Genomic DNA, 4,406 nt, shown 5'->3' on the forward strand with positions numbered 1-4,406 from the left:
CGACGTCGTCAGACGGATCGCGCGCGCGTCCGGCTGTTTATCGTTGTCGTGTCGATCCGGCGATGCGTGTGCCCGTAGCAGTTGTGAAACATTCCGCGACGCGCTGTTCGCACGCGATGGTCGCGGAACGAAGCAGGCCGGGAGGCGGGCCGGCTGGTTTGAATATTGCTGTAGTGGGAGGACCTGATGCTCGACGCAGCGAGGAACGGCTCATGACGTGATCGATCCAGTACGACGGGACGCCGGTAGTACGACGATTCGCGCGGCTTCGACCGTGCGAACGAGGTGGCGCGCTCGCCCCGCGACACCGCCGCGTGTTGATCGCGTGCGAGTACGGGATGCGCCGCCCGAATACATGCTTCGCGCCACGTGCCGGATCGCCAGGCGCGAAGTGGCTAAACGAGGATAACGATGAAGAAGATCTTGCTTGTGTTCGGGACTCGGCCGGAGGCCATCAAGATGGCGCCGCTGGTGCGCGCGCTGAAGGCGCAGGCGGATGTCGACGCCCGGGTGTGCGTGACCGCACAGCATCGCGAAATGCTCGACCAGGTGCTGACGCTGTTCGACATCAAGCCCGACTACGATCTCAACCTGATGCGGCAAGGCCAGACGCTGACCGACGTGACGACCGGCATCCTCCAGGCGATCGGCATGGTCTTCGACGAATTGCGACCGGACATCGTGCTGGTGCACGGCGATACGACGACCACGCTCGCGGTGAGCCTGGCGGCGTTCTATCGCTATCTGCCGGTCGGTCACGTGGAAGCCGGCTTGCGCAGCGGCGACATCTGGTCGCCGTGGCCGGAGGAACTGAATCGCCGCGTGACCGATGCGGTGTCGTCATGGCATTTCGCCCCAACCGGGCAGGCGCGCGACAACCTGCTGAGCGAAGGCGTGCCGGGCGGGGCGGTCTCGCTGACCGGCAATACCGTGATCGATGCGTTGCACGAGGTCAAGCGCATGCTGGATCGCACCGCCGCGCTGTCGGACAGGATCGCCGCCTACTTCCCGTTCCTCGAACCGTCGCGGCGCGTCGTGCTGATCACCGGCCATCGCCGTGAAAGTTTCGGCGAACCGTTCCGGCATTTCTGCGACGCGCTGTGCACACTGGCGAGCCGCTATCGCGATGCGCAGTTCGTCTATCCGCTGCATCTGAACCCGAACGTGCGGGAGCCAGCACGCGCACGGCTCGGCGGCGTTCCCAACATCTACCTGATCGAGCCGCAGGAATATCTGTCGTTCGTATTCCTGATGTCGCGCGCGTATTTCATCATCACGGATTCGGGCGGCATTCAGGAAGAAGGGCCGGCGCTCGGCAAGCCGGTGCTCGTCACGCGCGAGACGACCGAGCGGCCCGAAGCGATTCAGGCCGGCACCGCGCGGCTCGTCGGCACCGACCAGGAGCGGATCGTGTGGGAGGCGTCGCGGCTGTTCGACAGCGAGAGCGCTTACGAGGAAATGTCGCGCGCGAGCAATCCGTACGGCGACGGCCATGCGAGCGAGCGGATCGTTCACGCGCTGATGCGCACGCCCGGCGTGCCGACGAAGACGACGAGTTTTGCGATGGGCGCCGCGGAAATGCCGTTCAACGCGCTCACGCTCGGATTGCAGGCGTTGCGCTCGCCGTGAAGAAGGACGCGCGGTAGCGCCTGCCGGCGCGTTCGACGCAGGCGTCAAACATCCGGTCCGGCCGCGAGGTCGGCCGGATGTTTGCCTGTATGCGACCCGGAACCCATTTTCCCGATGCATTCAAAAGTGTTTTCGCGGGAAGCCTCTTTCGCGGAACGGCACCGCGCACGGATACTTCTGCGGATATCCAACCCGCCTCTTCCGAAAATCGCATCGACGGGCGGAACTCCGATGCGGGGTCCGTTGCATTCGCACTTGCACGGGATCGCCGAGCGCCCGTCGCGTGTCACACCATGCCCATCCCCATGACTCAATTCATTCATCAAGCATCATTGCCGGCCCGCTATCGGGCGTGGACCTGGCAAGGCAGCGAGCATCCCGCGCAGTTGCGTCTCGAACAACGCGAAATGCCGGGGCTGAAGCCCGGCCAGGTGCTGGTCCGCAACCACGCGATCGGTCTCAATCCGGTCGACTGGAAAGTGCTTGGCGGCGCGCTCGTGAACTGGCGTCTCGGGCATGTGCCCGGCGTCGATGGCGCGGGCACGGTGGTCGCGGTTGCGGACGACGCGATGCGCTACCTGCTGGGCCGCCGCGTCGCCTATCATCAGGCGCTCGGCGAGCACGGGAGTTTCGCGGAATACACGCCGGTTGCGGCCGGCGTGCTGCTGACGGTGCCCGACACGCTCGATTTCGAAACGGCGGCGAGCGTCCCGTGCCCGGCGCTGACCGCATGGCAGGCGCTCGAGAAGGTACCGTGCCGCGTGGCGAGGGAAATCCTCGTCAGCGGCGCGGGTGGCGCGGTCGGCAACTACCTGGTGCAGATCGCCGCCGATCGCGGGTTCGTGGTGTCGGTGTCGAGCCACGAACGACATTGGGAGCGCCTGCGCGAGCGAGGGGCAAGCCATTTCCTGCCGGGCGCCGTCGATGAAACGATCGGCGCGACGCCCGAACTGGCCCGGCGTTTCTATGCGGTGTTCGACAGCATCGATGCGCGGTATGCGGCCCGCTGGGCACCTGCAGTGGCCGCGAACGGGCATATCGTGTGCATCCAGGGGCGCTTCGACACGCCGCCGCTGCCGCCGTTCACGTCGAGCGCGTCGCTTCATGAAGTCGCGCTGAATGCGTTGCACACGTATGGCGACGATGCGGCGTGGCTCGAGACGACCACGGCGGGCAGCATGCTGCTCGCCGGTATCGCGAACGGCCGGATGCAACCCGAAGCACGCGTCACGGGCGACTTCGAGAAGTTGCCCGCACAGCTGGAAGGGCTCCGGCATCGGCGGTTCTCGGGCAAGCCCGTGGTGCTGGTCGACTGACGGGCGCGATCGGCCGTCGACGCATGCCGTTTCCGGCCGAATTCCCGTGCCGTTTGCCTAAAACTCCCGAACCGCGTCGATCCGACGTCAAATCCGAAATGGTTCGATAATGCGGACGGCGATCCATGCGGACGAGCGTCTGGCCGGCGTGACGTTGAAAGGTTGCGCAGGCAACCGGCCGACAGCATCGTTCGCAGCATCAGCCCGACCGTGCTGCACGCGACACGGTCGACGAAACGGTGCCACGCCTGCCTGATCGTTCGGAATGTGCGCCGCGCCGTTCGAATCCCCACCCGATGCCTGCCCGGCGGGCATCGCAACCAGGAGGTGAACGATGATCACGCTGACCGTCAACGGTAGCGAGCAGCATTTCGACGGCAATCCCGACATGCCGTTGCTCTGGTATCTGCGCGATGTGCTCGGCCACACCGGCACCAAGTTCGGCTGCGGGATGGCGCTGTGCGGCGCGTGCACTGTGCATCTCGACGGCGTGGCGATCCGCGCGTGCATCACGCCCGTCGCGGTCGCCGCCGGCAAGCGCGTGACGACGATCGAAGGCTTGTCGACGGACCTCACGCACCCGCTGCAGCAGGCGTGGCAGGAGCTGAACGTCGCGCAATGCGGCTACTGCCAGTCCGGGCAGATCATGCAGGCCGCGTCGCTGCTGAAGACCAATCCCCATCCGACCGACGCCGACATCGACGATGCGATGTCCGGCAACATCTGCCGTTGCGGCACCTATACGCGCATTCGCGCGGCGATCCGGCTGGCCGTGCGGCGCGGAGGTGCCGCATGAGCGCGTCCGAACTCTCCGTGCACAACGCAAGCCGTCGCGCGCTGCTGCTGGGCTTCGCATCGGGCGGGCTGTTGCTCGCGTTCGGCGTGCCGTCGCTCGCGCAGGCGGCCGCGCCGGTGCAGCCGCCCGTCAGCGCGAATCCGCAGTACGGCGGCGCAGGGATGCCGCACGGCTTGCGCGACGATCCGAACCTGTTCGTGGCGATCGCCCCGGACGGCACCGTCACGGTGACCTGCATCCGCTCCGAGATGGGGCAGGGCGTGCGCACGAGCGTGGCGCTCGTGGTGGCCGACGAGCTCGGCGCGGACTGGGCGCGCGTGAAGGTCGCGCAAGCGGTAGGCGACGAGCCGCGCTACGGCAACCAGAACACCGATGGTTCGCGCAGCCTGCGCCAGAGCTTCGCCGCGCTGCGCCGAGCGGGCGCGGCCGCGCGCACGATGCTCGAGCAAGCCGCGGCAGCGACGTGGGGCGTCGACGTGCGCCAGGTGAAGGCGACGGTGCACGAGGTCGTCGACACGAAAACCGGCCGCAAGCTCGGCTTCGGCGAACTGGCCGCGAAAGCCGCCGCGCTGCCGGTGCCCGATACGAAAAGCGTGGCGTTGAAGGCGCCGGCCGAATTCCGCTATATCGGCAAGGGCAAGACGGCGCTGATCGACGGACGCGAC

The 4,406-nt window shown here is 66.9% G+C and carries 4 protein-coding genes; all 4 read left to right on the top strand.

The annotated features are described in order from the left end of the window. The first annotated feature begins 411 nt into the window (after positions 1-411). Positions 412-1,629, top strand: coding sequence for a non-hydrolyzing UDP-N-acetylglucosamine 2-epimerase (gene wecB, locus JMF90_RS25900; protein WP_011545118.1), 1,218 nt, complete (start codon positions 412-414; stop codon positions 1,627-1,629). Positions 1,630-1,934: 305 nt separating this feature from the next. Then, positions 1,935-2,945 (top strand): zinc-binding dehydrogenase, encoded by a 1,011-nt coding sequence (locus JMF90_RS25905; protein WP_011694252.1) that lies wholly within the window; start codon positions 1,935-1,937, stop codon positions 2,943-2,945. Between the two features lie 334 nt (positions 2,946-3,279). Beyond that, complete coding sequence (locus JMF90_RS25910; protein ID WP_011545121.1) at positions 3,280-3,741, top strand: (2Fe-2S)-binding protein; 462 nt, start codon at positions 3,280-3,282, stop codon at positions 3,739-3,741. After that, a partial coding sequence (locus tag JMF90_RS25915; protein ID WP_201325596.1) for a molybdopterin cofactor-binding domain-containing protein occupies positions 3,738-4,406 on the top strand: 669 nt, incomplete at its 3' end. The genes JMF90_RS25910 and JMF90_RS25915, both read left to right, overlap by 4 nt.

It is taken from the genome of Burkholderia sp. E168m23 (assembly GCF_016586125.1).
Taxonomy (GTDB): domain Bacteria; phylum Pseudomonadota; class Gammaproteobacteria; order Burkholderiales; family Burkholderiaceae; genus Burkholderia; species Burkholderia orbicola.